General features: G+C 64.5%; 4 protein-coding genes. 3 read left to right on the forward strand and 1 reads right to left on the reverse strand.

What is annotated here, in order from left to right; translation table 11 throughout:
• A partial coding sequence (locus EN935_RS28835; protein ID WP_127373877.1) for an SDR family NAD(P)-dependent oxidoreductase occupies window positions 1-226 on the reverse strand: 226 nt, incomplete at its 3' end.
• Window positions 227-381: 155 nt separating this feature from the next.
• On the opposite strand from EN935_RS28835, the gene EN935_RS28840 reads away from it, so the two are divergent.
• The 3 genes from EN935_RS28840 to EN935_RS28850 form a co-directional block, all read left to right on the forward strand.
• Entirely contained in the window at window positions 382-1,791 is a 1,410-nt protein-coding gene (locus tag EN935_RS28840; RefSeq protein WP_109661243.1) for an aldehyde dehydrogenase family protein, read from the forward strand.
• 15 nt (window positions 1,792-1,806) lie between these two features.
• Window positions 1,807-2,610, forward strand: a complete 804-nt coding sequence (locus EN935_RS28845; RefSeq protein WP_109659475.1) for an N-formylglutamate amidohydrolase — start codon at window positions 1,807-1,809, stop codon at window positions 2,608-2,610.
• A gap of 188 nt (window positions 2,611-2,798) precedes the next feature.
• Window positions 2,799-3,057, forward strand: a 259-nt coding sequence (locus tag EN935_RS28850; RefSeq protein ID WP_164771404.1) for a helix-turn-helix transcriptional regulator, incomplete at its 3' end; no start/stop codon positions are given.

A 3,057-nucleotide genomic window follows, 5' to 3' on the forward strand; every position in this document is an offset into this window, starting at 1 on the left:
GGCCCGCCGTACCGATCGTCTGTTCGACAAAGGCGGCGTCGGTGAGGTCGCCCTGCGCGAAGGTGAGCCTGTCGTCGTAAGAAGCGAGGGAGGCCGGCCGGGCCTTCACGTCGATGGCGGTGACGGAGGCGCCGGCATCGAGCAGCGCCAGCGTGATCGCCTCGCCCATGCCGCCGCCTGCGCCGGCGACGACCGCATGCCTGCCGGTGAAATCGTAAGCGATCATCTGAACCCCTCGTCTGCTTCTGCCGAAATGCCGATCGAAAGGACAATAGGGGCGGACTAAAAATCCATCAAGCGGTATTAGAAAAAATTTGCCAAAATGGAAAATCGCGATATCGTACCCAAAGTGCCCCCTCAGCTCGGATGGATTTCAACAGCATGAACCTGCATTCCGGCGCGCGGACCTTTTCCGTGACTTCTCCCGTCGACGACTCGATCTATACGACGCGCTCTTATGCGGACGGTTCCACCATCGAGGCAGCGCTGACCCGGGCGCGTGCAGCCCTGCCGTCCTGGCGGCGGACGAAGCTGGCCGAGAGGCTGGCGATCCTGCTGCGCTTCGGCGAGGAGATGAAGGCGCGGGCAATGCCGCTGGCCGAGATGGTGGCGTGGCAGATCGGCCGGCCGCTGTGGCAGGCCGACGAGACGCCGCGCCTGGCGCTGGTGGGACAATTGCTTGCCGACATCGCACCGGAAGCGCTGGCCGATGTGCCATATCCTTCGGATGAGACCATCCGCCGCTATGCCAAGCCGGTGGCGGGCGGCTTGCATCTGTCGATCTGCGCCTGGAACTATCCGACCGCCATGCTCGGCTATCTTGTGACCGCGCCGCTCGCCGCCGGTAATGTGGTGATCTTCAAGCATTCGCCGCAGACGCCACTGATTGCCGAACTCGCGGAAGAGGCCTTCCGTGCCGCCGGCGGCCCCGAGGGCGTGTTCCAGAGCTTGCATCTCGATCATGCCGATGCCGAGCGCTTGATCTCGTCAGGCGCCTTCAACGCGGTGAATTTCATCGGTTCGGTCAATGGCGGCCGGCGCGTCCATGCCGCCGCCGCGGGCACCTTCACGCAGGTTCATCTCGAACTCGGCGGCAAGGATCCGACCTATGTCCGCGCCGATGCCGACCTCGAGGCAACGATCCCGCAGATCGCCGAGGGCACCTATTCCAATGCCGGCCAGTCCTGCTGCTCGGTCGAGCGCATCTATGTCGACAAGGCGATCCATGACCGCTTCGTCGAAGCGCTGGTCGCCGAGACGGCGAAATGGACTATTGGACATCCCTTTGACGAGAAGCCGATGGTTGGCCCGGTGGTGCGGGCGAGTGCCGCCGACACGATCCGCGATCTCACCGAGCAGGCGGTGCGGGCAGGGGCCCGGCGCCTGATGCCGCGAGACGGCACGCTCAAGGCCTCTGGCCTCGGCGCCGCCTATGTCGCGCCAGAAGTGCTGGTCGGTGTCGACCACAGCATGCAGATCATGCGCGACGAGCTGTTCGGGCCGGTGGCCTGCATCCAGTCCGTCGGCAGCGATGACGAGGCGATCCGTCTGATGAACGACAGCGATTTCGGCCTCAGCGCCTCGATCTGGACCCGGGATATCGATCGCGGCGTGGCGCTGCTTGACGAGGTCGAGGCCGGCACGGTGTATCTCAACCGCTGCGACCACGCCGACCTGCATCTGCCCTGGGGCGGCATCAAGAATTCCGGCCTCGGCCGCACCAATGGCCGCGCCGGCCTGGCGGAGGCGACAGCGGCGAAGGCCTACCATGTCCGCTCCGTCATCGGCTGATCTAGAGGTGGCCCGGTGAACGCCGCGAGCCTTGCAGGGCTTGATGATGGAGCAATCGCCGCGCTGGCCGCCGCCAGCGTCGAGCGGCTGCGGATCGAGGCGGCAAGCCCCTATATGCTGATCGCCGAACATGCGGGCAATCTGGTGCCCGCGCCATGGCATGACCTTGGCCTCGCAGCGCCCTATCTCGGCACACATTTCGCTGTCGATATCGGTATCGATGCCTTGACGCGCCGGCTGTCGCGGACATTGCGAGCGCCGGCCGTGGTTGCTCATTATTCGCGGCTGTTCCTCGACTACAACAGGCCCGCCGGCGAATGGGATTTCATGCGCCCGGACCTCGGCGGCATTCCGGTGCCCGGTAATCTCGCACCCGATGCAGTCGATGTCAGGCTGCGCAAGATGATCGCCTGGGCACCGGTCGAACAGGCTGTTATCGAGGCCGCTGCGGGCCGGCAGGCGCTGATCTCTGTGCATTCCTTCACCCCGGTGATGGGCGGTGTCAGGCGCAATGTCGACATCGGCGTGCTGTGGCGGGAGCCATCTCCCTTCGTCACCTCGGTGTTGAAAACGCTTGGCGCGCGGGGTGCCGAGGCCGGGTTGAGGATCGGCGACAACGAGCCGTATGACTGGCGCCAGGCCGTTGGCTACACGCTGAACCGGCACGGGCTGGAGCAGGGCAGGCCTTGCCTCTATCTCGAAGTCCGCAACGACTTGCTTTCCGATCCGGAAACATTCGAGCTCGTCAGCCGCACCTTGGAGGATGTCTTTGCCACCGTCGCGATGTCGCTATGGCCGAAGCCAGCCGTAGCCGTCTAAGGCGATTCGCCGAATGGCGAACCGCTTTATCTCTTTGTTTTGACGCAATTCCCCAGGGAAAGCGCGATGGGCTTTTCCCGGGAAAACCGCCGCACACTTTTCCTGGAATTGTTCTAGAGGCTGGACGCCCCAAGGCCGCCCGGCTAGAGCTTGTCAAATTGGAAACACGACAGCCAAGGGCGCGGACGATGCAGGGCAATGTGGGCAGCAAGATCCGCGATGCCCGCAAGGAGCAGAACATCACGCTGCGCGATCTCAGCGAACGCTCCGGTCTTTCGGTTTCACAATTGTCGAAACTGGAGAACGGCAAGGCCCGGCTGACGGTCGACGTCGCGCTGATGATCGCCGGGGTGCTGCATGTGCCGGTGGCCTCCTTCCTGTTCAGTCCGAAGCCGGGCATGCAGGCGCGGCGCTCGATCACGCGCGCCGGCAGCGGCATCCTGCACC

The organism is Mesorhizobium sp. M7D.F.Ca.US.004.03.1.1 (genome assembly GCF_003998635.1).
Taxonomy (GTDB): Bacteria; Pseudomonadota; Alphaproteobacteria; order Rhizobiales; family Rhizobiaceae; genus Mesorhizobium; species Mesorhizobium loti.